Genomic DNA, 25321 nt, shown 5'->3' with positions numbered 1-25321 from the left:
GGCTATGGCGGCAACCCGCCATCTCCGCGGGGAACGTCCGTAGGACAGGGCAGAGTCGGGCCCGCCGGTGGCCCTCATGGGGCCGAGACCGGTGGGGACACCCGCAGCAGCGCCCTTGTGAGCTCGTTAGCATGGGCGGCGAAGGGGCCGAGGTCGGTGGCGCGGGCGTAGGCGGGGTGGTCGCGATGGGCGCCGAGCCGGTCCAGGGCGCGCAGGCCGTAGTACGCGGACGGTTCCGCCGCCGCAGCGCGTGCGGGGTGGGCGGTTCCGGCGGCGACGGCCGGGAGGATCTGCTCGAACAGGTCCTGGCAGGCGCGGATCCCGCGGAGCATGACCTGGTGGTAGCGGTCCTCGGGCCCGATGGGGAAACGGCGTTCGGCCAGGACCGGACCGGTGTCGATGCCGGCGTCGACCTCATGGGCGGTGGCGCCGTACTCCGTGTCACCCTGCAGCAGGGCGAACAGGACGGCCACGGAGGGCAGTCCGCGATGCCGTGGCAGCAGACCGTTGTGGATGTTGATGATGCGCAGACCGTCGGCCCGAAGCAGGGGCTCCCGGAAGATCTGCCGGTTGTTGAGGGACCAGACGATGCCGTCGGTGCAGGCCCGTGCCAGCGTGCCGGCGTGGGCGTTGATGTCCGCCGCCGCGAGGTGGGGTGCGTCGGCGGCCGCGGCGTCCAGTGGGTCGGCGGAGCAGACCAGGTCGACCGGGTGGGCGCGGGCGGCCGCGTGGGTGACGGCGCGGCGGAGCAGGGCTCCCTCTCCGACGAAGATCATGCGGCGGCCTCCTCGCGGGCGGTGGTCAGGTGTTCGCAGACCTGCTCGAGCGTCAGGTTCCGTACGAGGCAGTCGAGACGGCCTGTGAACCGCTGGGCCTGACCGGGAGTCAGCAGATCCGAGGAGACGGCGGTGAGCATTTCGACGAGGGCCAGGGAATCGCCGCCGAGGGCGTGGAAGTCGGAGCCCGCCGACAGCAGCGCGCCGTCGACGCCGAGGATCTCCGCCCAGTGGTGCCTGACCCGCGCCTCCAGGGTTTCGGGTAGGGGGGCGGTCGGCGCGGTGTGGGCGAAGGGGTCCGGCAGGGCGTCGAGATCGGCCTTGCCGCTCACCGTGCTGGGCAGTGTGTCGATCACGACGACGTGGGCGGGGACGAGGTACGCGGGGAGCGTCCGGGCCAGCTCGGTCCGCAGGGCGGGGGCCAGATCCGCGCGTTCCGCGGGGTCGACGGTGGCGGCCGGCAGTACGTACGCACAGAGCACGGACGCCGTGGAGTGCGGGCGGCGGCGGGGCACGACGACGGCGCGGCGGACGGCTGTGTGGGTTTCGAGGGCGGCGACGACCTCGGCGGGGTCGACGCGGTGCCCGGCGATCTTCACCTGTTCGTCGATGCGCCCGGCGAACTCGACGGAGCCGTCGGCCAGTCGGCGTCCGAGGTCACCGGTGCGATAGGCGCGGACGCCGTCGGGGCCGGTGGTGAAGGGTGAGGGACGGCCGTCGGACGCCCCGAGGTAGCCGCGGGCCACCTGGACCCCGCGTACGACGATCTCGCCGGTGCGGCCGGTGTCGCCCGGTCCGCTGCCGATGATCTCGTCGTCGGTGACGAGGTCGACCCGGGCGTACGGGCCGGGAAGGCCGATCGGCACGGTGGCGCCGCTCTCGCCGCCGTCCACGGTGTGGGCGAGCACGGCGACGGTCGCCTCGGTGGGCCCGTACGCGTTGATCACACGGCAATCAGCCCCGAATGCGGCGCGTGCGGACCGTACGGCGGTGGGCGTGAGGGGCTCGCCGCCCAGCAGCAGGGTGCGCAGGCCGTGCGCGGGACCGCTGCCCGCGGCGCCGAGGAGGGCGAGGTGGGAGGGCGTGAGCGCAAGGGTGTCCGCGCGGTGCTCGGCGACGAGCTCGCGCAGGGCGGCGGGTGAGGGTGTGCCGGGGGCGAGGACGGCCGTACCGCCGGCCAGCAGCGGCAGGAAGAGGGGGAAGCACGAGATGTCGAACGCGTAGGAGGAGGCGAAGCCGAAGCGCGTGCGACCGGTGACCCGGCAGACGCCGGTCATCCAGCGGACGAATCCCATGAGGCTGCCGTGCTCGATCTGCACGCCCTTGGGGCGGCCGGTGGAACCGGAGGTGTGGATGACGTACGCGAGGTCCGAGGGCCGCACTTCTGCTGCGGCGGCGGATCCGGCGGAACGGTCCTCGCGGGCGTCCTCCGCAGCCGTGTCCGGGCCGGGGCAGGGGCCGGGGGCAGGAGCGTCGAGGAGGTCCTCGACCGCGAGCAGGGTCCCGGGTACGAAGGGGGCGAGCTCCTCGGCCAGGTGTCGCCCGGTCAGGCAGAGGGCGACGGCCGATCCATGGAGGATCTCTCCGATCCGTGCGCCGGGATGGCCGGGGTCGAGCGGCACGTAGGCGGCGCCCGCCTTGAGGATGCCCCACAGGGCGCACACTCCGGCGGACGTGCGGTCGACGACCAGTCCCACCAGGTCCTCGCGCCCTACGCCGCGCCGTGCGAGCCCGGCCGCGACGGCGTCGGAGCGCCGGTCGAGTTCGGCGTACGTGACCACGCCCTCGGGCCCGTCGAGCGCGGGCGCATCGGGGGTGCGGGCGGCCTGGGCGCGGAAGGCGTCCACGACGGTGAGCTCGGGGATCCCCGGATCCGGGACGGCCGGGTCCGGGTCCGGGACGGCCGCCGGATTCGGGTCCGGGACGGCCGGATTCGGTTGCGCCGCCTGTGGTGCGGGGCCGGTGGCCGAGGCGTCCGCTCCGGCAGGACCGTGCGCCGGAATCGGCGCCGACGCGACAGGAGATGCGGTCGCCGGAGTGGTCGCCCGCCGGCCGGATCCGGTGCCGGTGCCCGGGCTGAGCCGCGCTGCCGTCACCGACCGGGCCTCGGGCGACACCGCGAGCACGCGCTCCGCTTCGGCAGCCGGCGCAGGGTGGACCACCGCCATGTCCTCGGCTTCGAAGCCGGCCAGGACCGTGTCCAGCAACTCCGCGGCGCGGGCCTCGAGGTCCCGGCCCCTGCCGCGGACACCGAGCGTGATCTCGGTCGCCGTCCCGCTCTCGGCGGCGACGAAGGAGAGCGGGACCAGTGGGGCATGCACCGGCAGCGCGTAGGCCGTGGACGCCGTGAAGCCGCCGCCGGAGAGTTCCGCCAGGTCCAGGCGGCCGAGGTGGGAGACGACGGCCGAGGCGAGGTGCCGGTCGGTGCGTGACGCCACGGCCTGGGCGGCGCGCAGCAGACCCGCGGTCACGGGCAGCGGCAGGGGTGCGAGGGCGGTCTCGAATCCGGCGGCGAGTTCGCGGCCCCCGGCCAGGGCGGTCAGCAGGCGGGTGTGCGCGGCCGTCCAGTCCTCCCCCGGGCGCAGGTCCAGGAAGAGCGGCAGGCTCAGGTTGCCCGTGGCCTCGATCCCGGGGCAGTGGCGGCGCAGGTCGACGGGGACCATGACACGGGTGTCGAGCCGTGCGGCGTCGGTCAGTGCCTGGGCGAGGCGGGCGGTGAGCGCGAGGTGGCGGCCGGGCAGGGTGCGGCGCAGCCACAGCGTCCGGGGCGGGCGGCTGTCGCGGCTGCCCGTGCCGAGCGGGGAGCGGCGGGGAGGACTCGGCGTGGGCCGCGGCCCGGTGCTGCCGAGCCTGCGCAGCAGCCCGGCGTCGGTGTCCGCGTCGAGCGCGGGCCGGGCGGGCTCGCCGCGCAGGGCTCGGAACACCTCCCGTACCCAGGTCAGGGCGCCGTGACCGTCCATCATGGCGTGCGAGGCGCTGAAGACGACGGTGGTGGCCGTCCCGTCCGCGCCGGGCACGATCAGCACCTCGCAGCCCGGCGGCTCCGCTCGTCGCCACGGCTCGGCAGGCAACTCGATCGTCCCCGGCGCGGAGTCGGCGTACGCACCGGCGCGCGGTACGTCGTACCGCACCTGCGGCGGGGGCCCTTCGGCGCGCCACATCGCCCCGGCGCGTACGAGCCGCGACCCCGGGCAGGACTCGGCGGCCTGTGCCAGGGCTGCCTGGAGGCGCTGGGGATCGGGTACGCCGTTGCCCTCGACGACGATGCGCAGGGCCATGGTCCCGCGGGTGTCACCGGCGGAGAGGTAGAGGCGTTCGGTGGGCGATACCGGACGCCGGTAGCGGGCGTCGGCACCGGCACGGGCACGGGTGCCGGCATCGACGTGGTGGGATGTCATGAGTGCGTGCTCCCTTGTTCGGTGTGGTCGGGTGCGGGGCCGGCCGATGCGGTGGTGCCGGTCCAGGCGGCCGGTCCGGCGGTCCAGGCCGCGACGCCGCCCACCTCCGTGACCCACTCCTGCAGTGCTCGCAGCCCGTCGGCCCGTGTGCACGGAGCCGCGTAGCCGAGGTCGTGTCGGGCGGCACGGGTGTCGTACGTCGCCGAGCGGGTCAGCAGCGCCATCATGTAGCGGCTCAGGGGCGGAGCGGCGTCCGTACCTCCTGCGGGGCCGCTGCCGCCGCCCGCGGACCGGCGGCGCAGGTGCCGGCCCGTCTCGACCGCTGCCGCGATCCCGCGGCCGAGGACGAGCGGGATGCGCGGAGCGGGCGGCGGGCAGTCGAAGAGGGCGCCGACCCGGGCCAGGAACGGCCACAGGTCCGTCTCCTCGCGGTCCACGACGAAGTAGGCCTTGCCGCCGACCTGCCCGGCGGGGGCGAGTGCGGCCCGCAGGCAGGCGTCCACCGCGTTGTCGACGTGGCAGAGCGAGACCAGGACCCGTTTGCCGCCCGACAGGTCGGGCAGCCGGCCCGCGCGCATGGCGTCGACCATGCGCGGCAGGAATCCGGCGTGGTCGCGCGGCCCCCAGATGCCGCGCGGCCGTACGGCGCAGGTGGTGAACTCCGGGCCGTCGGCCGCCCGTACGTACTGTTCGGCGATCGCCTTCGTCTCGCAGTAGAGGTTGAACCAGCGCTTCGGGTACGGGGTGCTCTCGTCGATGCCGAGACGGTCGCCCTCCCGGACCCGCATCAGCGCGCTCGGGCTGGACACGAACACGAACCGCCGCGCCCCCGCCGACCTCGCAGCCGCCAGCAGCCGCTGCGTGCCGGTGACGTTGGCGGCCTCGAACTGCGCCCGGCTGCCGTGGTCGACGACCCGGGCCGCGCTGTGCAGGACCGCGTCGCAGCCGTGTGTCGCCCGCCCGAGCGAACCGTCGTCGGTGAGGTCGCCGGTGACGACCTCGACGCCGGGCAGGGAGCGCAGCCGTACGGCGTCGCTGCCGGGCCGTACGAGGGCGCGGACCCGGTGGCCCTGGCGCAGGGCGCCGTCGACCAGGTGTCCGCCCAGGAATCCGGATGCCCCGGTGACCAGGATCTTCACAGCGCCCGCCACCAGGTCGCGCCGTAGAGCATGGTGCGCCCGACCACGGAGGCGGTCCCGTGTCCGGCCGCCCGGCCGCGCGGCAGCGCGAGCGGGATCTGCGCGGCGTGCACGCCGATGCTGAGGAAGGCGTCCACCCACCACAGCCACCGCAGCACCGGGACGTCGGGGACTCCCCCGGTCGCGGCCCACACGGCCCCGCCGACGAGGTACGCCCATCCGGCGAGCGGCACGATCCGGACCGCACGCCAGCCCGGGGACGACAGGGGCCGGGCCTGCTGCCGTTCGGCCCAGCGGGCCAGCTCCTCGCGGCCGATCTTGGCGTTGTGCCGGATGTCCACGGGGAAGGCGGGGTGGCGCAGGAACTCCTGGAGGCCGGTGGTCGCGGCGTGCGCCTCGGCCATCGTGCGCAGCTCGGCGACCAGCTTCGTCCACGCGCCCTCGTCGAGCGCTGCCCCGGATTCCCCGCCCTCCCCGGTCTCGATCTCGACGCAGACGACGGGCCGTTGCGCGCCGGCCGGCCCGATGCCGACCAGGGCGGTGCGCCGGACCAGGGGATGGGCGTTGAAGACTCCCTCGCAGCGCACGGTGTGCAGGTCCCGGTAGCCGGTGCGGACCCGCTGCGCGGCGCGCCCGCAGAACCACAGCCGTCCTTCGGCGTCGAGGTGGCCGAGGTCGCCGGTCCGGTGCCAGGTTCGGGGGTCTTCGCCGCCGGGGCGTTCCTCGGTCACCTTGTGCGCGATGTCGGACTGGGGCGCCCGGTGGTAGTGCCGGCTGACGGAGTCGCCGTGGACCAGGATCTCGCCGACGTGCCCGGCCGGCAGGCTGGTTGTGGAGTCCAGGCGGGCGAGCGGGCCGTCGGTGACGGGGGCGATGGTCACGCGGGTGCCGGGGACGGGCCGGCCGACGCAGGTCCCTTCGCCCGCGGCGGCGCGGGCCGCGGTACCACCGTCTTCGCGGTCGTTCCCGACGTCGTCGTCGCCGAGGATCTCGGCCGCCTCGATCGAGGTGATCGGCAGTACCTCCGTGGCCCCGTAGGTCACATGGATCTTCGCCTTCTCGTCGAGTACGCCGCGCAGCGCGGCGACGACCGCGTCGGGCACCGGGGCCCCGCCGGAGACGACGCAGCGCAGGTCGGGCAGCGGGTGGCGGCCGCGGGCGGATCCGGTGAGGTGCCCGGCCAGGTTCCGCAGCAGGGCGGGCGAGGCGAACATGGTGGTGACGCGGAATCGTTCCAGCGCGTCCACGAGCAGCGCCGGGTCCGCCCGGGCGACCCGGGCGGGGGCCAGCGGCGCGAGGACCAGGGTGGATCCGTAGACGAGGTCGAGCACTCCGTAGAAGGGCAGCGTGACCAGGGATACGTCGTCGCGGGTGCGGCCGTGGACGGCTTCTATCTGGCGGGCGATGGACAACGCCATGCGGTGGGTGTATTCGACGCCCTTGGCCGGGCCCGTGCTCCCGGTGGTGAAGCCGATCATCAGCAGGTCGTCCCCGCCGGTCGGTGCCGCCGCGTCCGTACTGCTCCCGGTCGCGGGGGTGGTGCGCAGCGCGGCCAGGGTGTGGCCGCGGCCGAGCCGGCGCCGTCCCAGGGTGACGGGCACGCGTACCGCGGCGAAGGTGCGGCGGCCCAGGACGCGCACGAGCTGGGCGAGGGGCGGTCCGATGAACGCCTCGGCGCCGACGGCCCGGTAGCAGTGGAGCATGCGCCGTACGCCCATGCCGGGATCCACGACGACGGGCACGGCCCCGACCCGGAACAGCGCGAAGCAGAGGGCGAACAGCTCCGGCCCGGGTGGGGCCATGAGCACCGTCCTGGTGCCCCGGGTGATCCCGGCGCTCCGGAATCCGCGGGCCAGCTCCTCGACCGTCTGCTGCAACTCGCCGTAGGTGAGGGTGGCGTAGCCGCCGGAGTCGCGGCCGTCGGGGTGGATGACGGCCGGCTTGTCGGGAAAGGCGCGGGCGTTTCGCTCGAGCCACCCGGCCACGCTGTCCGTGTCGGTGGCCGGTTGCTCCAGGGCGGGGCCGCCGCCGGTCGACGTCGTCTGCGGCACGGAGCTCACCACCCCTCGGGCCGGTAGAGGGCACATGCCGCGCTGGGGCCGGCGCCGACCGACACGAACAGGAGCTGCTCGTAGTCGTCGCGGCGGGCGGCGTCCAGCGCCCGGAGGTAGCCGAGGACCGGCGCCGCGGTGTGCGGCTCGCCCCTCACCCCGGCGCCGTCGACGGTCGCGGACGGGCCGATCACCAGCGTCCTGTCCAGGTCGATGCCGATCTCCTGCGCGTAGTCGGCGGCGGCACTCGCCGCGAACTCGCTCAGCCGCTCCGCGTGGCCCGGCTCGCGCCGGACGGTGATCGTGGTCCGCCCGTGCCGGCCCATGGTGTCGGTGTCGAGGTAGCCCTCGACATCGGTGGGCCGGTCGGCGGTGTAGTGGCGTACCGGCCCGAACCCGGCCTGGGGGTCGGCGCTGCGCTCCAGCAGGAGGGCGCCGGCCAGGTCCGCGTACGGGTAGCCGGTGTCGCGGTCCGCGGCGCCGCCGGGGTGGACATCGGCAGCGGTGATCAGCAGCCGCTCGGTGCTTCCGGTCTCCAGCAGGGCCTGGCCCACCTGGACGGCGTTGAGCACGCCGCAGGCCCCGTTCATCAGGTCGAAGGAGAAGCCGGCGGCCGGTTCGGGGTCGGCGATGTAGTCGAGGTTGATGCCGACCTCCTTCTGGACCAGGGCCGACATGGCCGGTTCGAAGGTGTTGTGCTCGCGGTAGACGCCGACGTTGATGAGCACGCTGATCGAGGATGCCGACACCCGCGCCCGGGCCAGGGCGCCGCGGGCGGCCCGGCCTGCGAGGTCCACGACGGAAGTCGGGGCGGACGTGTCGGGCAGGGCGGTGCCGGCTGCCGTGATGACCATGGCCATGGCTCAGACCCCCACGTTCGTGAGCGTCGCGGACAGGGCACCGGTGACCACGCCGGAGGCGGCCGGCACCAGCAGGTACTTGGACCCGGGGCGCGCGCTGCCCGCCCTGAGGTGCTCGCACAGCGTCAGGAAGTGCGAGGTCGTGGCGGTGTTCCCGTACCGCTCGACCACGGAGAGGGAGGCGGGCATGGGGGCGGCGAACTCGGCCTCGGCCGTCTGGTTGACGTAGTCGATGAAACGGGTGCCGACCTGGTGCTGGATGACGTAGTCGAAGTCCTCACCGGTGAACGACCGCCCGCGCTTGGCCAGGAAGTCCCCGTGGAACCGCGGCCACAGCTTGAGCCGGTCGCGGTTGTGCATCTTTTTGTTGTCCGTGTAGAGGGCGATGCCCGGGGTGCGGTCGCTGGGCATGCCCATGCACAGGTGGGAGTACTCGGAGCAGGTCATCAGCTCGATGTAGTGGATGCGGTCGGCGGCGTCGGCGGAAACGTCGAGGACGACTGCGGACGCCGAATCCCCGACGGAGAGCGAGGCGAACTGCGGGTCGTAGGAGCCGGTCATCTCGCGTGCGGCGGTCTGTGCGACACGGGTGGCCTGCTCGCCGCTGACGACCAGGCCGCGGCGCACGGCACCGGAGCGGATCATGCGGTCGAGCAGCCACACGCCGGTCATCATTCCGGCGCAGGCGTTGGAGACGTCGAAGTGGATGGCGGAGCCGGCGCCCAGCTCTCTGGCCAGCATCGCCGCGAAGGACGGTTCGAAGGTGAAGCGGTTGCCGTCCTTGAAGCGGGTGATCGAGGCGGAGATGACGATGTCGAGGTCCGCGGCCCGGTAGCGGGAGGACTCCAGCGCGTCCCGGGCGGCGGACAGGGCCATCCCGAACGAGTCCTCGCCAGCGGCCGGTTCGGGGTCGTACACGCGCCGCTCGGCGATCCCGGTGATCTTCTCGATGTCCGCCTCCCCCAGCCCCGGGACCAGGGCGGCGAGTTGGGGGGTGGTCTGGACGGCTGCCGGAAGGCAGACGCCTAAGGCTTCTATTCGGCTGTGTGCGGTGGTGCTCATTTCGTGTCGCTCTCCGTGACGGTCCACCGAGGCATGGGAGTACCTGGGCGGTGGTTGGCAGGGGATTCGAGGGACGTCCGGAAGGTAACGGACAGTCAAGTTACCGTAGCGTACGGAGGTGCTGCCGAGCCGCCGGAGATTCGCAAATACGGAGTATTTGATTCAATACCGGCCACCCGCTCCCACCGCGATACCAGGCAGAACCAGGGCCTCGGCCCGTCTCGGCGACGCCCACACCCTCGAAAACCTGTCCGGAACCACTCGGTCCACTGCACGGGGCGTGCCCCCCTGCCGCCGTCCCGTGCGTTGACGTCGGGGGCGCGATGGGCCGCCTCGGCGCCGGGATCGGTGTGGACCAGGCCGTCACCGCCTTGGCCGTTCTGTCGGCCTACCGTCCCTTCGGGTCTCAGGCGGCGTGGTGTACCGCCCACCTGGAGATGCCGCTGCGCTCCTCCGCGACGTACAAGGTGCCGTCCGGGCCGAAAGCGAGCCCGTGGGGTTCGCGGTCCCGGCGTGCGAGGGGGTGCTCGGTGACCGTCCCGTCCGGGGTGACGGAGCCGATCCGGCCGGTGGCCCACTCGGTGAACCAGCAGGTCCCGTCAGCGGCGACGGCGACGGCGTGGGGGCGGCAGTCGGCTTCGGGCAGCGCGAACCCGGTGATCTCCACGCCTGCCCTGCCGGTCGTGAGCCGTCCGATCCGCCCGGCGCCGATCTCGGCGAACCACAGACTCCCGTCCGGGCCGGCCGCGATCCCGACCGGGGCGGCGCCGGGCGTGGGCAGGGGGTGGAGCCGGACCTCGCCGGAGACGGTGATCCGGCCGATCGCGTTCGCCTGGTTGAGGGTGAACCACAGGGCACCGTCGGGGCCCGCCGTGAGCGAGGACGGGAATCCCCCCTCGCACGGCAGGGGGAACTCGCGGACCTCGCCGTCCGCGTCGATCCGGCCGATGCGGTCGGTGTTCGTCAGGGTGAACCACACGGCGCCGTCGGGGCCGGCCGCGATCCCGTACGGCCCGCCCGCACCGCCGGGAAGCGCGTACGAGCGGGTCTCGCCGTCCACGGTGATCCGGCCGATCCGGTGGTCGCGGTACCGGGTGAACCACAGCGCGCCGTCCGCTCCGGCGGTGACCAGGGTGGGGCCGCAGTCGGGGGAATCCAGTGCGAACTCCTCGACGCGGCCGGTCGACGGGGTGAGGCGGGCGATGCGCCCGGCGTGGACGAGGGTGCACCACAGAGCGCCGTCAGGCCCGACCGCGAGCGCGTACGGGCCGGAATCGGCGGTGGGCGGGGTGAGGGTGCCGAGCGGGCTTGCGGAGGTGGTCAAGCGGGGCGTCCTTTCGACGGGGAGGAGGTGCGGGCGGGAGCGGAGGAGCGGACTGCCGTCACGGGCGGGCGCCGGCTGCGGCGGGCGCCGGGGCGCGCAGGGTGAGCCGGTCGCCCGGCCAGCGGGCGCACAGCCGCCGGTCGTGGCTGACGACGACCACTGCGCCGGCGAACCGGGCCAGCGCCTCGTCCAGTTCCTCCGCCAGTGCCGGGGAGAGATGGTTCGTGGGCTCGTCGAGCAGCAGGACGTCGGCCGGTTCGGTGACCAGTCGGGCCAGGGCCAGCCGCTGCCGCTGCCCGACGGACAGGGAGCCGACCGGAGCCGACAGCCGGTCGCGGGCGAACAGGCCGAGCGACAGGAGCCGTTCGGCGTGTTCCTCGGGAGTCCCGGGGCGGCCCTCGGCGTAGGCCGCGAGCAGCGTCCCGCGGCCTGTGCCGGCGTCGGTGTGCTGGGCCAGCAGCCCGGTCCGGCCGTACCGGACGACCTGCCCGAGGTCGGGGTCCAGGACGCCGGCCAGTACGTGCAACAGGGTGCTCTTGCCCACCCCGTTCGGGCCCGTGACCAGCAGCCGGCCGCCGTCCCGCACGGTCACGTCCACCGGCGCGAGCCGCCCCTCGACCGCGACGCCCGCCGCGGCCAGCAGTACCCGTCGCGCGTCGCCGGATCCGGCCGGCCCGGCGGGCGCCCCGGGCCCGGTTGCGGTGGTGGCGGTGGCGGTGGTGGCGGTGCGCGGCACGGCAGTGAACCGCAGCGGGTCCGCGGGGGCGGGCACCGGCCGGGCCAGCAGCCGGGCGAGCCGTTCCTCGGCGTTACGGACCCGGCTCGCGACGGACTGCTGGACCCGGCCGGCGGCGCGGTCGTACGCCATCTTGTTGCCGTCCTTCATGGCCCGCCCGGGCGCCACCCGGCGGGCGGTGACGGCGGCGGCCTCGCGCAGCCGGGCCGCCTCGGCCCTCCAGGCGGCGTGGGCCTCGGCGCGGCGCCGCCGCTCGGCGGCGCGCTCCGCCAGGTAGCCGGCGTAGCCGTTGCCGTACCGCACGGTCCTGTGCAGGTCACCGTCGACCTCCAGGAGGGAGGTGGCGACGCGTTCCAGGAAGGCCCTGTCGTGGGAGACGGCGACCGTGATGCCGCGCCGGGCCCGCAGGTGGTCCTCCAGCCAGGTCAGGGCGGCGCCGTCGAGGTGGTTGGTGGGCTCGTCGAGGAGCAGCACCTCCGGGGCGGCGGCGAGCAGTACGGCCAGCCGCAGGCGTACGGCCTCGCCGCCGGACAGGCCGCCGACGGCGCGCTCGCGGGGCAGGCCCGGCAGGCCGAGGCCGTGCAGGGAACGCTCCACACGGGCGTCCGCCTCGTACCCGCCGCGCAGTTCGAAGGCCGTGAGGGTTTCGGCGTACGCGGTGAGGGTCACGGCGGTGGCGTCGCCGCCGGCCATGAGGGCCTCCAGCCGGCGCAGGTCCCGCTCCAGGGCACGCAGCTCGGCGAGGCCTCGGTCGACCACCTGCTGGACGGTCAGGTGCGGGGGGAGGCTTTCCTCTTGCGCGAGGTGGCCGACGCCGCCTTCGGCGTGCAGGACGACCTCGCCGCGGTCCGGGCGCTCGGCCCCGGCCAGCAGCCGGAGCAGGGTGGACTTGCCCGAGCCGTTCTCGCCGACGATGCCGAGACGTTCGCCGGTGGGGACGGAGCAGTCGACGGAATCGAGGACCAGGCGGCCTTCGTAGGACTTGGTGAGGTCAGACGCGGTGAGCTGTGCGGTCACAGGGCGGCTCCAGGGATTCGGGGGCGGGGGCGGGGGTCGGCACGACGGCGGTGTGGTGGGCGGCAACGCGGGGGATGAGCACAGGACTTCTCCTTTAAAGCGACGAATGTTGCGTTAAAATGCTGGCATGGATTCCACCGCGCAGGCAAGCGAAGATTCCGGCCGGCAGGAACCGGCCACGAGGCGGCGCCGGACGGGCGGCCGGAGCGCCCGCGTCCGCACCCAGGTGCTGGAGGCGGTGGGCGCACTGCTCCTGGAGGCCGGGTACGACGGGCTGACGGTCGACGCGGTCGCCGAACGCGCCGGGGTCCACCGCACGACCGTCTACCGGCGCTGGCGCGACGTCGGACACCTGCTGGCCGACGTACTCGACACCGCGTCCGACGACACGTGGAGCCCCCCGGACACCGGATCGCTGGAGGACGACCTGACCGCCCTCAACCAGGAGGTGTACGAGGCGCTGGCGGGCGGCGGGCCGAACCTGACCACCGCTCTGATCGCCGCCGGATTCCGCTCGCCGCAGGCGGCGGCGGCACTGTCACGCTTCTGGGAGGACCGCTACGCACGGTGCGCGGTGGTCGTCACCCGAGCAGCCGACCGGGGCGAACTGCCGGGCCCCGCCGACAGCCGGGCCCTGCTCGTCGCGGCGACCGCCCCGCTCTACCACGAACTGCTGCTGATCCGGGCCGCCCCCGACCCGGCGCTCCCGCACCGCGCCGCCCGGGCCGCCGCCGCGGCGGCCCGGGCCGGCACCTTCGGCACGCCGCCATGACTCCGCAGGCCCGCCGCTGCGCCGCCGCAGCGGCTCCCGGTCAGGCGGGCGGGGCGGGGGCGTCCTGCTCCGGGCTCCAGCTGGCGGTGACGGTCAGGTGGGCTTGGCCGTTGCCGTTGACGATGCCGAGTTTCAGGTCCTGGGTGAGCTGGATGCCGAACGTGACGCTGATCTCTGTGGGTGGTGTGGGCACCGTGGTCATGGCGGCGTGGACTTCCTGGACCAGGGTGCCCAGCGGCCTGAGCGTGCTGCGCAGCGCGTCGGCGGCGACCGCGGCCACGGCGTCCGCCCGCCGGCCCACGGGGACGATCGGGCCGAGACCGTCAGCCAAGTCGTCGTCCTTGTGAGCAGGTGGGCCGACGTTCGTCAGCAGGAAGCGAACCGTGGTGCCGTCGTTGAGATGGAAGTTCTCTGAACCGGTCATGGAAGGAGTGTGCAGAAGGGATTCCGGGGGATCCGGGAAAAGACCAACTTGGTACAAGACAGTGGCAGTTGGAGCTCCACGAGCCGCCGGAGACGCGAGGGGACGTTCAGGAGCAGGGCGGCCTGGACGGGGTTCCCTTCGGGAGGCGCTTGCGTTCGTCCTTGGTGTAGTCGCGTGCCGCGCCGGCGCACAGGGTACGGAACTGGGCTTCGGGCCGGAGGTCGAAGGCGCGGCGCCCTTCACTGTTGTCGATCACCAGCTGGTGGTCTTGTGTGAGCTGTGCCGTCGTCGCGGTCACCTCCTCCGTGCTCCAGTCCGCCACGGCCAGCGAGACGGAGGAGCCGTCCGTCAGGTCATGGACTTCGACCCGTCGGTCGAGGTACGTGACGAGTCTGCCGTCCGGGGTGAACCCGATCAGCTGCATCCCGGTCGGGTGGGGCACCTCTTCCCGCAGCGGTTCCTGGCGGTCGACGTCCCAGAGGCGCACCTGTCCGTCGGTGTTCTGTACGGCGAGCCGCGAGCCGTCGGGGGTGAAGACGATCCCGCTGCCGAGCGAATCCTCCGTGTACGGGACGCTGATGGCGGGGCCCGGCAGCATCGCGACCTGCGTTGGGGCGAGGGTGTCCCACAGCATGATCTCGCCGTGGCCGCCTCCTGTCCTGGTCACGACGGCGACCTGTCCGGGGTGCCCGGGGCGGGCCATGAGCTGCCCGTACAGAAAGAGATCGCCGAGACCGCCGTTGGAGTTGGGTCCTGGGTGGGAGGCGAAGGGCTGGGTGAGGACGGTCCCACGGGTGGCGTCGAGACGCGCCAGCGTGCCGTTCTTGGTCAACAGGACGAACTCGCTCCGCTGCACACCGACGACGCTGTCGATCCTCTCCCCCTTCTGTGCCTCCTGGGGGAGCGGCACACTCCTGCTGAGGTCGGATGCCGCGTAGGCGCGATGGAGGCCGGCCTCGCGCCCCCACACCACGACCGATTGGGAGTCGGGGGTCCAGGTGACCATCCAGTCGCTGCGCTCCGCAGGGGCCGGCAGCTCCACGGACCGCAGGACCGTGCGGGAGGCATCCAGGATCTCAAGGGTCTTCTCGTGGGCCCTGGCGACGGCGCGCCCGTCGGGCGAAAGCGCGAACCTGCCTTCCTTGCCGTTACCGTTCCCGGGCCGGAACCGTTCACGGCCCGACCGCTCGGCCCGCACTGCCATCAGCGTCGTGCCGACGGGCACGAGAACGGTGAGCTCGCCGTCCGTCCCCGGCACCGCCGCGACACCCGTGTACCCAGCGGGCAGGCCACCGGAGGTAGGCAGGCGTGTGCGGTAGACCTGTCCGGTTCGCACATCGGTCAAGGTCGATTCGACGTACCCGCCCTCGTCGACTTCCCCGATGTCCGCCCTGCCTTCGACTTCGTAGTTTCCCGTGGCGTCGTCGGGCTCGCCCACTTCGGGAATCGCGGTGCTCGGGCCGGGTGTACGGCCCAGTGCCTGGCTGTACGTCTGTCCGTCGGCCGACCAGATCGCGGTCTCACCTCCGGCTCCGAGAATCGCGGCAGAGGAGGTTCCCTCGGGCATCGGGCCCGGACTGTAGAGGTGTCGTCCGGTGGTCAGATCCTTGACTTCGACGTGCCGAGCGGCCCCGTCGAAGCTGGACACGGCCACGGTGCCGGGGTCTGTGGTGAAGGCCGCCTCGTCCACCCTGTGCCCGGCCACGAGGCTGTCCGCGACGGGCAATCGGTCGCCGGAGGGCACTTCCCACGCTTCGGCGAAGGCCGGCACACACCGCTGGGCGTCGTTGTTGCAGTCCACGGAATGGTCGTCCATCGTGAGCAGCAGCCGCTTCCCGTCGCTGCTGAAGTCAAGGGTCCCTCCGGTCTGTTGGGCAATCTTGTGCTCGCCGCGGTTCAGGACGATGGGTTCCTTCGGGTTGCTCAACCGCCACAGCCGGATCGAATCCTCTGCGGCCACGACGAAAAGGCGGCCGTCGGGGCTGATGCTGCTCACGAAATTTCCCTCGGGGACTCCGCTGAGTTCGCTGGTCCGGATTTTGCCTTCGAGGGCGCCCGTGACCACGGTGAACGTGAAGACGTCACCGCCCGCCGGCTTCGACACCACCACAAGGGTACGGCCGTCCGGTGTGGCGTCCATGCCCTTGACCTGGCCCGTCCACACCGACGGATAGGCGCCCACCAGGTACTGCCCCCGTGCGTACTGGTGCATCAGCGCATCGCGGGTCTTTGGGGTCTGCTGAGTCCTCCACCCGGCCAGGGCCAGCTGTATGGCAGTGGTGGGGTTGCTGGCAGGCGTGTCCTCCGCGTCCTGAGCGAGCAGCCCCGCCGCCTGGGTCCGTAACTGCTCCTCGGTCTTCCGAAGACTCTGCACGGTGGACAGCGCCAGTACGAAGGCCAGCACGGTGAGAATGGACAGCCCCGCCAGGGCGGCCTGCTTGATCCGGGTGCCGCGCCGGGAGTGGCGCAGGCTCAGGAGGACATATCCGCGCTCTTCGGCGGCTATGTCGTCGGCATGCGCGGTCAGCCGACGATCGGCCTCCGCCAGATCGGTACCGCTCAGCAGCCGGGCGTTCTCCCTCTGCTGTGCATGCCACCGTCGCAAGTCGGCCCGGAGCTGCTCCTGCCAGGCGCGGAAGTCCCGGGAGTCGGCCAGCCATTCCCGAAGGTTCGGCCAGAGCCGGGTCAGGGCCTCGTGCGCCAGATCGACGATCTCTTCGGCGCCGCCCGGGGCCCGGGAGAGGACGACGAGCTTGCTCGGCGCCAGCTCCCTCGCCAACTCGACGAGTTCGGGAGCCAGGTCGGCGACCGGGGTAGGACGACGGAGGAAGGCTTCGCCGTCCGGGCGGGCCAGCTGCACGAACAGCCGCTGGGCGAGTCGTTGCCGGGATGGTGTCAGCCTGTCGAGCGTGTCATCCGCGTATCCGACCAGAGCCCCTGCCACTCCACCCAGCTCGTCGTAGGCCGCGTGGGTCAGCATCGACCGGCTGCGCCGCTCCCACAGCTCGGTCAGGGCGAACTGGACCAGGGTCATCCGGCCGGGCTCGTCGCCCGCATCCGTAATGATCCGTTCCGGCAGTCCCGGCTCGAACCACAGCCCCGGCACGCTGTCGACGGGCGCGGTCACCGCCCGCTCCAGGCCCTCGGCGGCCAGCGGCGCCAGAAACTCCACGGCGTCGCTGACCAGATCGGACGTATCGGCCGTCACCAACGCGTCGAGGGAATCGGGCCGTGCCGTCGCGACGACCCGCAGCACCGCCGCGCCCTCCTTGCCGGCCAGCGCGGCGAGCAGCTCCAACAGGTTGCGGGCAGCAGCCGGCTCGGCGCCCGCGTATTCCTCGAACTGGTCGACGAACAACAGATGGCCGGCTCCCTCACCGCGGGCGAGGATCCGTCCTCGCAACCCTGCCGGGACGTCCTCGTCGCTCTCCAGCAGGCGTGCCAGTTCCTCCACCCCGGTCAGCCGTTCGATCTCGCCGAGACCCGGTTCCAGAACTCCGATCAGCGCCGTGGCCAGTACCGCGGACGCCCGTACACCCGGCACGGGCCGCAGCTCCGTCACGCCCATTCCCTCGGCCCGCAGCCGGGGCAGTACCCCCGCCCCCACCAGCGAGGATTTCCCGCACCCCGAGGGCCCGGCGACGAGGGTCACCGGCCGCCTGCGGACGGCCTTGTACACACGTGCAATGTCACTTTCGCGCCCGTGAAAGAACTCCGCGCTGCCCTCCGAGAAGGCCGCGAGGCCCTGGAACGGGCAGCGCGACTGCAGCGTCTCTTCGTCGATCAGCTCGGCCGACGGCAGCAGGTAGGCGGTGCGCTCTCCCACGTGTGCGGCGACCGTCATGCCGACGACGCCGTCCTGCGCGTCGTCCCAGACCGGCGACCCGCTGAACCCTCCCGAGATCCGCGGCCCCGGCCCCTGGACCTCCATCTGCACCCAGCCCGACCCCTGCCCGGCGAGCAGGATGCCGGAGGCCCACACCCCGCGATCGGCGCCGCCCGGGTATCCCAGCGCACGGAACGTGTGGCCCCATACGCCGCTCCCGTCGACCAGGTTCACCGGCCGCGCGCCCTCGACGGCCGTCTCCAGTCTCAGCAGCGCTACATCCTGCCCGCCGCGCCGCCAGGAGACCACGCTCGCCCGCACGCTGGGGCGGCCGTCCAAGAGCGGAAAATCGAGATCCACCGGCTCGCCCGGCGCCTCCTGCGCACCGTTCGGCATTCCGAGCGCCTGCGCCACGACGTGGGCACAGGTGCACACCACATCGGCGGCAATGAGAAACCCGGCACCGACCACCTCCCCCTCGGTCGATAAGACCCGCACCTGCGACGCCTCGAGCACGTCGCTCCCCCGCACAGCGGCCATGAACTCCCCCGTATTCAACCGGTCCTCTGCCATGCCTCAGGCCAGCATCATCGGCGCGACCAGCCTGCACAACTCGCCTTGCCGAAGCACCAGTTGCAGATAAGCACGGCTGCGCTCCGCAGGAGACCCACCTCGCCACATCCGCATCGCACGACCCTGCGGTTCGGGCCACATGAGCTCGGGCGAACCCCTCCGCAGCAGCCCGTCCGCGGTCAGGGCTGATTGCCCCTGCCCGCCATGAACCGGGCGAGGAAGGCCGTCAAGGGCTTCCGGAAGAAGGCCGAGATCGCCCCGAGAGCGGCGAGAACGGCTGCGGCGGCGAAGAGCCATTCCTTCGCCGACGAGATGCGGTACTTCCAGGTGTTCGTCACGGTCACAGCAATGTTGACGGGTGGCTCCGTGCGCGCGAGGAGGACATCGGTGTCCCGCTGGTAGGTCTCGATCACGAGGTCCAGCGTGAAGCTGCCCGGCTTGCGAGGTGTGACATACCAACGCCACTGTGCAGAGTCCCCCACGGCGGCGATGCTGCTGCCGTTCGGCGAGCCGAGCTGCTTGATGACGAGATCGTCGCCCGGATCCGAGAGGTATGCCTTCTGAACTCCACCCACCCGGAACTCACGTTCGACGGAATCGTGTCCTGGGGCCGGCGGATTGAGCGAAGCCTCGTGCTTCACGGCTGTGATCGAGGCCAGTACCTCGATGTCATCGCCCATTCTCACCCGAAAGGGGAGATCGTAGTCGAGCTCTCCGTCAAAGAGCTGGGTACGGTCCCTGAGGATGGCCCGTCGGAATGGGGACTCGTCGGGTTCGGAGATTCCGGCCGACTCGGGACGGCGGTGGAGTACGCCTCCCACCTCGAGGTTGGAGATCGTTAGAACCGCGAGGAACATGCCTGCGCCAGCGAACATCAGCGCGATCCACCGCAATTGCCACTTTGTTCCTGCCACAACTGGACCATATCCCTGGGCGGTGCCAATCCCTGGCCATCCCAGCTGGTGCCGCGCATCCGAGCACCGCGTCACGCCCCGGGCGTCCCGCTGTCCGTCGTGCCGCGCATGAAGATGACCGCCACCAGGGCCAGGCCCACGACGACGCCCACGAGCTGCATGCCGATGAAGCCGGGCACCGAGGCCGGGGCGATGCCCGCGAACGTGTCCGTGAAGGCGCGGCCGATCGTGACCGCCGGGTTGGCGAAAGAGGTGGAGGAGGTGAACCAGTACGCGGCGCCGATGTAGGAGGCCACGGCGACGGGTGCGAAGCGGAGGCGGTCGGTTCGGGCCAGGCCGAAGATCAGCAGGATCAGGCCGGCGGTCGCCACGACCTCGCCGAGGAGGAGGTTCCCGGCGGAGCGGTCGTGGGTGGACCACTTGACCAGCGGCTCGCCGAACATCGCGTCCGCCAGGATCGCGCCCGCGACCGCACCGACGATCTGCGAGGGCACGTACACGGCCACCTCGCGGGCGCCGACTCCGGCGCCGCCGCGGCGGGCGGTCCACCACTCGGCCAGCGTCACGGCCGGATTGAAGTGGGCCCCGGACACCGGGCCGAGGAGTGCGATGAGGACGCCGAGACCGAAGACGGTGGCGGTGGAGTTGGCCAGCAGCTGCAGGGCCGCGTCCTGGGTGAGTTTCGTGGCCTGGACGCCCGAGCCGACGACGACCGCGACGAGCGCTGCGGTACCGACCAGCTCGGCGGCGGCGCGGGCGATCAGCGGGGTGCGGGGCGGAGTCGCGCCCGGTGCGGGCTGGGGCACGTCGGCAGGTATCGGGGTGCCGACGGGCTGGGTGGCGGTCAAGGCGGGTTCTCCTCGGGCAGGTGAGGCAAAGCGCGGAAGGCTACGGGCAGGACCGCTTGACGTTCGCTTCTGCGGTGGCCCGCGCGGTCCGGGCGAGGTCGGCGAACTGACCGGAGAGGGCTTCGATGACTTCCGGGCGCAGGCGGTAGTAGACGAACCTCCCGCACGGCTCCGTATCCACGACCCCGGCCTCCCGCAGCACCTTCATGTGGTTGGAGAGGTTCGTCTGCTTCGCGCCCGTCTCCTCCACGAGGTGGGTGGTGCAGAGGGTCTCGCGGGCGAGCAGGGTCACGATCCGGAGCCTGAGCGGGTCGGCCAGAACCCGGATCAGATCAGTGTCGACTGACGTCATCATGGACTGATACTGTCACATCAGCTGAGGCTGACACCAGCCCGAGCTGACCTCATTGGCTCCTTGAACGGGATCCAGGGAACCCAAGGAAGTACAGATGCCCTCCGCCCCAGCCGCCTCCGTCCTGTTCGTCTGCATCCACAACGCGGGCCGCTCCCAGATGGCGGCCGGGTTCCTGCGCCACCTCGCGGGAGACCGCGTCGAGGTCCGCTCCGCCGGCTCCGTGCCCGGCGAGCAGATCAACCCCTCCGCCGTCGCCGCCATGGCCGAGCTGGGCATCGACATCTCCGGCCAGAAGCCGAAGGTCCTCACCCCCGAGGCCGCCCAGGCCTCCGACTACATCATCACGATGGGCTGCGGAGACGCCTGCCCCTACTTCCCCGGCAAGACCTACCTCGACTGGCAGCTCGAAGACCCGGCCGGCCAGGGCGTCGAGGCCGTCCGCCCCATCCGCGACGAGATCAGGGACCTCGTCGTGGGCCTCATCGCCGAGATCGACGCCAGGCCGAAGGCCTGAGGCGCACGACGCGACCGCGACCCCCTCCACACCACCGGCGCGCAGCCGGGGAAGCCTCCTGACCGCCGCCGACCGTCAGCCCACGCCCGCCAGTTGATCCGAGAGCTCGCGCACCACCACGCCGTGCTGTTCGACCAGGTAGAAGTGGCCGCCGGGCAGGACCCGCAGCTGGAATCCGCGGGGCGCGACATCGCCCCAGGCATTCATCTCCCCCGCCGGCGTGGACGGGTCCGCGTCGCCGATCCAGGCGTGGACGGGACAGCCGACCGGGGTGGCGGGGCGCGGACCGTAGGTGTCCGCGATGGTGAGGTCCGCACGGATCACCGGCAGTACGAACTCCTGGACGTCCGGGTCGTCCAGGAGGGCGGAGTCGGTCCCGCCGAGCCTGCGCAGCTCGGCGATCAGCGCCGCGTCCTCCTCCCGGTAGAGCGAACGGGGCAGCACCCGGTGCGGTGCCTCGCGACTGGACACGTGGAGGGCGGCGGGCAGAACGGCGTGCCGCTTCTCCAGACGCTGCACCACCTCGTAGGCCAGCGAGGCCCCCATGCTGTGGCCGAAGAACGTCATGGGTACGTCCGCGAGAGGCAGCAGCGCCGCGGTGACCTGGTCGGCGAGCACGTCCATGGTGTAGATGAAGGGATCGGAGAGCCGCTCGTGCCGGCCCGGGTACTTCGCCACCAGGACTTCCGTGTCACTGCCGAAGGAGCTGCCCCAGGGGTGGAAGAAGGTTGCGGAGCCGCCCGCGTGCGGCAGAACCACCAGGCGGCGGCGGGGTGTGGCCGTCGTGGAGTACCTGCGGAACCACGTGTCGCTGTCCGTACCGGTGGTCATGCTCGTGTGCACCTCGTCGTCGGGTCTGTCGGCTGTTCGTATGCACGCGGTCCGCTGCGCAGGGCGGCCGCGGGGACGTGTCGTCCCCGGTGATCGGGGCCCGGGCGGCCGCCCCCGCACGGCGTGGCCGTCGGGCCCGGCGATGCGGAGGCCGGCCGGGGCGGTGCCGCCTACGTTTCGCCGGGGCCGGCCAGGGTTGCCCGGACCGAGATGGGGAGGTCCAGGGCTATGACGAGGAAGCACTCCTTGTGGGCGATCACGGCAAGGTCCTGGAACAGGGCGAGGGGCACGTCCGCCACACCGCGGACGGTCAGGGAGCCCGAGGTGAGGGAGTGGCGGCCGGGTTCGACGAGTTCCAGGTGGAGCGTGGCTTCGACATCGAGTTCGCGGGCGAGGTGGCCGCGCTCTTCGAGCTTGTGGGTGAGGCACTGCGCGTAGTCCATGGCCAGCGCGGCCGCCACGAGCTCCTCCGGGGTGCTCTCGCCGGCAGGCTCGGAGGTCCTGCTGCTCCATCGCATCCGCAGGTCGGCGCCCACCGAATCGAGGGAGACCGTGCCTTCCCCGGCGTCCTTCGGCCGGTCGCCGAACAACGGGCCCCGCCATACGGCGCGGGCAGATCTGGTGGCCATCAACGACTCCCCATCATGTCGGTCTGTGCGGCTGCTTCGGCGATCGCGCCGACGATCCGGGCGGATACCTCGGGCGCGCGGTCGAAGACGTAGAAGTGGTCCCCCGGCCAGGTGCGGAAATCGGTGGCGCCCGCGTGATCGGCCCAGGCCTGCATCTCCTCGGCGCTGACCAGCGGATCGGAGTCTCCCCTCATGACGGAGAGCGGAGAGGTCAAGGGTTCGTGGCCCCCGTACCGGTATCCGTGGTTCACGATGAGGTCGTTGCGGAGCGCGGCGATCATGCGGTCCGCCAGTACGGTGTTGTTCCACAGCGCCTCGGGGGTGTTGCCCAGCCAGCGCATGTAGTCGACGTACTGGTCGCGCGTCCAGTCCTCGGGCCGGCCGTTCGCCGGTTCGGAGACGACGAGTTGGGGCGCCGGGCTCCCCGACACACCGGTCCACAGCGGCTGGTGCCCCCGCTTCGCGAGTTCGTGGACGAGCTCGAAGGCGATCAGCGCACCGAGGCAGTGGCCGAAGACCGCGTAGGGTCCGGACAGTTCTCCGGCCAGGTCCCCGGCGAACGAGTCCACCGCGCTCTCGATGCTCGGGCAGACCGGCTGCTTGGGTGCGGTCGCTCGCGCCGGCAGCTCCGGGACCAGGATCCGCCAGCTCTCGGGCAGGTGGGGCAGGAGAGGTACGAAGCTCCCCGCCGACCCTCCCGCGTGGGGCAGGAGGATCAAGGTCAGTTCAGCGGGTTCCACGGCGACGGTCGACCGGCCGCGGAGAACGCAGATGCTCAAGGTCCCGCTCCCTCACCCTCGTGCGGACTCTGCGCGGAGCGCAGCGTCGTAGGCGTCGACCAGGTCGCCGACCGTCCGCATCTCGACGATCGAGGTCTCGCCCTGGAAGGGGTCCACTCCGAGCTCCATCTCCATGCCGATGAGCAACTCGGCGAACATGAGCGAGGTGAGGCCGAGCCCGACCAGGTCGCTCGTCGGGGAAATGGTGGGGGTTTCCCCGTCCGCGCCCTGCAGCAGGCGAAGGATTTCCGCTTCGATCGACTCTTGTGCGTTCAGCATGTGAGACCTCCGTCAATGACCAGGGATTGCCCGGTAACGAATTCCGCCCGGGGTGAGCTGAGATAGAGAACGGCGTCGGCGATGTCGTCCGCCGCCGCGAGCCTGCCGAGGGGGGTCCGGCGCTCGATGCGTTGGCGGTACGCGGCGGGCATCTCCGCGGTCATCGCGCTGTCGAAGTAGCCGGGCACCACCGAGTTGACGCGGATTCCGTTGCCGCCGAGTTCACGGGCCAGGCTCCGGGTGAACCCGTCGAGCCCGGCCTTGGCCGCCGCGTAGACCGAGACGCCCCGATAGCCGCGGACGGCGTTGATGGACGAGATGTTGACGATGTTCCCGCCGCCCTGGCGGGTCATCAGTCGCGCGCAGGCCTGGGTGAGCATGATGGGGGCGACCAGGTTGGCGGTGATCTGCGCCTCGATCGCCTTCGGCGGCATGGTGAAGAGCAGTTCCTCGCGTACCAGGCCCGCGTTGTTGACGAGCAGGTCCAGCCTGCCGAACACGCGGTGGACGTTCCGGACGAAGGCCCGCGCCGTCGTGGGCTCACCCAGGTCGACGGCCTCCCAGTAGAAGGATTCCGGGTGGGCCGCGCTCGATTCGGCGATGAATTCGGAGGCGGAGCGGCTGAAGGTGGCGACGCGCCATCCGTCGGCGAGCAGGCGCTCGACCAGGACGCGTCCGAGCCCGCGGCTGCCGCCGCTGACGACGGCCACCCGTCCTTCGCCGACGCCCTTCTCCACTGCTGTGCTGAGATTCTCTGTCATGCGGGAGTACGCACCTTCTTGAACCGGTCGGAGTGCTGGTCGGCGTCGGAGACTTCCACGACGAGCGGCACTTTGTACGCTTCCAGCCGTCGGCCGCAGTACTCGCGGACCTGGCGGGCGACTTCGCGCGCGTCCGCGGGGCTGACCAGTTTCACGGTGGCCTTCACCACCATGCCCGTCACGTGGCTGGGCCTGCCGGAGACCGTGGCCTCGGCGATGTTCGGGATTTCGAGCAGGACGCTCTCGACCTCGCTCGGGTAGACCTTCTCGCCGGCCACATTGATCAGTTCGGTGACGCGGCCGAGGATCCGTACGTAGTCGCCGTCGGTCTCCACGGCGTCCTGGGTGTTGAAGTAGCCGTCGCCGTCGAACGGGGCGGACGCGTTGAGGTAGCCCAGCATGGCCGTGTCGGAGCGCACCCAGAGGATTCCGTCGACGATCCGGTAGTCGAACCCCGGGCCGCCGAGCTTGACCCACAGGCTCCCGTCGCCCTTCGACTTGGTCGCCATGATGCCGAGCTCCGAAAGGCCGTACGTCTGCTTGAACCGCACCGACGGCAGCGCCTCGTTGAGCAGCTCGAGCGTGCGCTGGGGCATGGGCTCGGTGCCGTAGGTGATCAGTGCCAGCGACGACAGGTCGTGCTGTTCGTGAGCGTGCGAGATGAGCAGCATGTTGAGGAACGTCGGCGTGGTGGGAAGGACCTCGACGCCGAAGGCGGCGATCGCCGAGCACACCGTGTCGGGCCTGCGGTCGGAGACCGTGACCAGGGTGCCGCCGTGGTTGAGCGTGTGCAGCAGGGTGTTGATCCCGCCGATGTGGTCGATGCTGAGGAAGCCCAGGGTGCGGCGGGCCCGCGACGGCTCGCCGTACTGCGCGAGCATCGTGCCCAGGTCGAGCACGATCGCCTTGCTGCGCCCCGTGGTTCCCGAGCTGAACAGCACCAGGCCCGGTGTCCCGGCGTCCCGGAGGCGTCCGTGGAGTGCGTGCGTGGCCCGCAGGCCGGTCCGCTCGATGGCGCGCCCCGCCTCGCCGGCCACGGTGATGGCCACTTCCACCTCGGCGGTCTCGTGGTATTCGGCGCGCTTGGCACCGGAGGACCGGGGCAGCGGGACGACGATCCCGCCCCGGTCGGCCAGTGCGACGAACGCGGCGACCACGTCGACGTCGCAGGCCCCTTCCAGGGCCACCACGTGGCCGGCGCCGACATCGTGCTCGTCGAGGTAGGCCTGCCAGTCCCGGACGCGTTCCGCCAGCGCCGCGTACGTGTACCGGACTCCGTCGACGACGAGGGCGTCACCGTCCCCGAAGGCACGGAATCGATCGATCAGTGAACTCGTCACGGCTTCCTCGTTGTGTTCGTCATCAGCTGTTGCCTTCTTTCGAAAAGGGCATGGGGCGGCGAACCTCCGGCATCGCATCGCAGGCGAGGACGAGGCGGTCGTCGTCCAGGGCG

General features: G+C 72.1%; 21 protein-coding genes. 2 read left to right on the top strand and 19 right to left on the bottom strand.

Annotated elements, in window-relative coordinates; genetic code table 11:
* Positions 1 to 74: 74 nt before the first annotated feature.
* The 8 genes from OG472_RS38330 to OG472_RS38295 form a co-directional block, all read right to left on the bottom strand.
* Positions 75 to 776 (bottom strand): formyltransferase family protein, encoded by a 702-nt coding sequence (locus tag OG472_RS38330; protein WP_405942697.1) that lies wholly within the window; start codon positions 774 to 776, stop codon positions 75 to 77.
* Positions 773 to 4174, bottom strand: coding sequence for an amino acid adenylation domain-containing protein (locus OG472_RS38325; protein ID WP_405942696.1), 3402 nt, complete (start codon positions 4172 to 4174; stop codon positions 773 to 775). The genes OG472_RS38330 and OG472_RS38325 overlap by 4 nt, the downstream gene beginning before the upstream one ends.
* Positions 4171 to 5325, bottom strand: coding sequence for an NAD-dependent epimerase/dehydratase family protein (locus OG472_RS38320; protein ID WP_405942695.1), 1155 nt, complete (start codon positions 5323 to 5325; stop codon positions 4171 to 4173). The genes OG472_RS38325 and OG472_RS38320 overlap by 4 nt, the downstream gene beginning before the upstream one ends.
* Positions 5310 to 7364, bottom strand: coding sequence for a fatty acid CoA ligase family protein (locus OG472_RS38315; protein ID WP_405942694.1), 2055 nt, complete (start codon positions 7362 to 7364; stop codon positions 5310 to 5312). The genes OG472_RS38320 and OG472_RS38315 overlap by 16 nt, the downstream gene beginning before the upstream one ends.
* Before the next feature lie 5 nt (positions 7365 to 7369).
* Complete coding sequence (locus OG472_RS38310; protein ID WP_405942693.1) at positions 7370 to 8224, bottom strand: hypothetical protein; 855 nt, start codon at positions 8222 to 8224, stop codon at positions 7370 to 7372.
* A 3-nt stretch (positions 8225 to 8227) separates the two neighbouring features.
* Complete coding sequence (locus OG472_RS38305; protein ID WP_401606129.1) at positions 8228 to 9286, bottom strand: 3-oxoacyl-ACP synthase III family protein; 1059 nt, start codon at positions 9284 to 9286, stop codon at positions 8228 to 8230.
* Positions 9287 to 9692: 406 nt separating this feature from the next.
* On the bottom strand, positions 9693 to 10610 hold the full coding sequence (locus OG472_RS38300; RefSeq protein WP_401606127.1) for a virginiamycin B lyase: 918 nt from the start codon (positions 10608 to 10610) through the stop codon (positions 9693 to 9695).
* A 58-nt stretch (positions 10611 to 10668) separates the two neighbouring features.
* The gene (locus tag OG472_RS38295; RefSeq protein ID WP_405942692.1) at positions 10669 to 12363 is read right to left on the bottom strand and encodes an ABC-F family ATP-binding cassette domain-containing protein; all 1695 of its coding nucleotides are present in this window, start codon (positions 12361 to 12363) and stop codon (positions 10669 to 10671) included.
* A 127-nt stretch (positions 12364 to 12490) separates the two neighbouring features.
* Between OG472_RS38295 and OG472_RS38290 the strand changes: the two genes are divergently transcribed.
* Positions 12491 to 13135 (top strand): TetR/AcrR family transcriptional regulator, encoded by a 645-nt coding sequence (locus OG472_RS38290; RefSeq protein ID WP_401606122.1) that lies wholly within the window; start codon positions 12491 to 12493, stop codon positions 13133 to 13135.
* Between the two features lie 40 nt (positions 13136 to 13175).
* Here the strand turns inward: OG472_RS38290 and OG472_RS38285 are convergent, their stop codons facing one another.
* From OG472_RS38285 to OG472_RS38265, 5 genes are all read right to left on the bottom strand, one after another.
* Positions 13176 to 13559 (bottom strand): CU044_2847 family protein, encoded by a 384-nt coding sequence (locus tag OG472_RS38285; RefSeq protein WP_405942691.1) that lies wholly within the window; start codon positions 13557 to 13559, stop codon positions 13176 to 13178.
* Positions 13560 to 13665: 106 nt separating this feature from the next.
* Positions 13666 to 17925: a trypsin-like peptidase domain-containing protein gene (locus OG472_RS38280; protein WP_405942690.1), complete on the bottom strand. Its 4260-nt coding sequence runs from the start codon at positions 17923 to 17925 to the stop codon at positions 13666 to 13668.
* Between the two features lie 212 nt (positions 17926 to 18137).
* Positions 18138 to 18872: a hypothetical protein gene (locus tag OG472_RS38275; RefSeq protein ID WP_405942689.1), complete on the bottom strand. Its 735-nt coding sequence runs from the start codon at positions 18870 to 18872 to the stop codon at positions 18138 to 18140.
* 71 nt (positions 18873 to 18943) lie between these two features.
* Positions 18944 to 19720: an aquaporin gene (locus OG472_RS38270; RefSeq protein WP_405942688.1), complete on the bottom strand. Its 777-nt coding sequence runs from the start codon at positions 19718 to 19720 to the stop codon at positions 18944 to 18946.
* A gap of 40 nt (positions 19721 to 19760) precedes the next feature.
* Positions 19761 to 20075: an ArsR/SmtB family transcription factor gene (locus OG472_RS38265; protein WP_405942687.1), complete on the bottom strand. Its 315-nt coding sequence runs from the start codon at positions 20073 to 20075 to the stop codon at positions 19761 to 19763.
* 94 nt (positions 20076 to 20169) lie between these two features.
* Here OG472_RS38265 and OG472_RS38260 point away from each other — a divergent pair, with 94 nt between their 5' ends.
* On the top strand, positions 20170 to 20589 hold the full coding sequence (locus OG472_RS38260) for an arsenate reductase ArsC (RefSeq protein WP_405833650.1): 420 nt from the start codon (positions 20170 to 20172) through the stop codon (positions 20587 to 20589).
* A gap of 75 nt (positions 20590 to 20664) precedes the next feature.
* Here the strand turns inward: OG472_RS38260 and OG472_RS38255 are convergent, their stop codons facing one another.
* From OG472_RS38255 to OG472_RS38230, 6 genes are all read right to left on the bottom strand, one after another.
* Complete coding sequence (locus OG472_RS38255; RefSeq protein WP_405833648.1) at positions 20665 to 21420, bottom strand: thioesterase II family protein; 756 nt, start codon at positions 21418 to 21420, stop codon at positions 20665 to 20667.
* A gap of 170 nt (positions 21421 to 21590) precedes the next feature.
* On the bottom strand, positions 21591 to 22049 hold the full coding sequence (locus tag OG472_RS38250; RefSeq protein ID WP_405942686.1) for a hypothetical protein: 459 nt from the start codon (positions 22047 to 22049) through the stop codon (positions 21591 to 21593).
* Positions 22049 to 22828 carry a thioesterase II family protein gene (locus OG472_RS38245; protein ID WP_405942685.1) on the bottom strand — a complete coding sequence of 260 codons (780 nt, stop codon included), beginning with the start codon at positions 22826 to 22828 and terminating at the stop codon, positions 22049 to 22051. Before OG472_RS38245 ends, OG472_RS38250 begins: the two co-directional genes overlap by 1 nt.
* A 12-nt stretch (positions 22829 to 22840) precedes the next feature.
* On the bottom strand, positions 22841 to 23107 hold the full coding sequence (locus tag OG472_RS38240; RefSeq protein ID WP_405942684.1) for a phosphopantetheine-binding protein: 267 nt from the start codon (positions 23105 to 23107) through the stop codon (positions 22841 to 22843).
* Positions 23101 to 23868, bottom strand: coding sequence for an SDR family NAD(P)-dependent oxidoreductase (locus OG472_RS38235; protein WP_401606094.1), 768 nt, complete (start codon positions 23866 to 23868; stop codon positions 23101 to 23103). Before OG472_RS38235 ends, OG472_RS38240 begins: the two co-directional genes overlap by 7 nt.
* Positions 23865 to 25208, bottom strand: a complete 1344-nt coding sequence (locus OG472_RS38230; protein WP_401606092.1) for a class I adenylate-forming enzyme family protein — start codon at positions 25206 to 25208, stop codon at positions 23865 to 23867. Before OG472_RS38230 ends, OG472_RS38235 begins: the two co-directional genes overlap by 4 nt.
* Positions 25209 to 25321 lie beyond the last annotated feature (113 nt).

Origin of the sequence: Streptomyces sp. NBC_00207, from assembly GCF_045160965.1 — a bacterium.
In the GTDB taxonomy this organism is placed as follows: Bacteria; Actinomycetota; Actinomycetes; order Streptomycetales; family Streptomycetaceae; genus Streptomyces.
This window is presented reverse-complemented; position numbering and strand designations above follow the sequence as displayed.

What these genes read in the sequence shown, in the direction of transcription:
- OG472_RS38290 (WP_401606122.1), top strand. Translation starts at nt 12,491, where the DNA reads ATGGATTCCACCGCGCAGGCAAGCGAAGATTCCGGCCGGCAGGAACCG.
- OG472_RS38305 (WP_401606129.1), bottom strand. Translation starts at nt 9,286, where the DNA reads ATGAGCACCACCGCACACAGCCGAATAGAAGCCTTAGGCGTCTGCCTT.
- OG472_RS38260 (WP_405833650.1), top strand. Translation starts at nt 20,170, where the DNA reads ATGCCCTCCGCCCCAGCCGCCTCCGTCCTGTTCGTCTGCATCCACAAC.
- OG472_RS38285 (WP_405942691.1), bottom strand. Translation starts at nt 13,559, where the DNA reads ATGACCGGTTCAGAGAACTTCCATCTCAACGACGGCACCACGGTTCGC.
- OG472_RS38240 (WP_405942684.1), bottom strand. Translation starts at nt 23,107, where the DNA reads ATGCTGAACGCACAAGAGTCGATCGAAGCGGAAATCCTTCGCCTGCTG.
- OG472_RS38265 (WP_405942687.1), bottom strand. Translation starts at nt 20,075, where the DNA reads ATGATGACGTCAGTCGACACTGATCTGATCCGGGTTCTGGCCGACCCG.
- OG472_RS38310 (WP_405942693.1), bottom strand. Translation starts at nt 8,224, where the DNA reads ATGGCCATGGTCATCACGGCAGCCGGCACCGCCCTGCCCGACACGTCC.
- OG472_RS38255 (WP_405833648.1), bottom strand. Translation starts at nt 21,420, where the DNA reads ATGACCACCGGTACGGACAGCGACACGTGGTTCCGCAGGTACTCCACG.
- OG472_RS38250 (WP_405942686.1), bottom strand. Translation starts at nt 22,049, where the DNA reads ATGGCCACCAGATCTGCCCGCGCCGTATGGCGGGGCCCGTTGTTCGGC.
- OG472_RS38325 (WP_405942696.1), bottom strand. Translation starts at nt 4,174, where the DNA reads ATGACATCCCACCACGTCGATGCCGGCACCCGTGCCCGTGCCGGTGCC.
- OG472_RS38330 (WP_405942697.1), bottom strand. Translation starts at nt 776, where the DNA reads ATGATCTTCGTCGGAGAGGGAGCCCTGCTCCGCCGCGCCGTCACCCAC.
- OG472_RS38235 (WP_401606094.1), bottom strand. Translation starts at nt 23,868, where the DNA reads ATGACAGAGAATCTCAGCACAGCAGTGGAGAAGGGCGTCGGCGAAGGA.
- OG472_RS38280 (WP_405942690.1), bottom strand. Translation starts at nt 17,925, where the DNA reads ATGGCCGCTGTGCGGGGGAGCGACGTGCTCGAGGCGTCGCAGGTGCGG.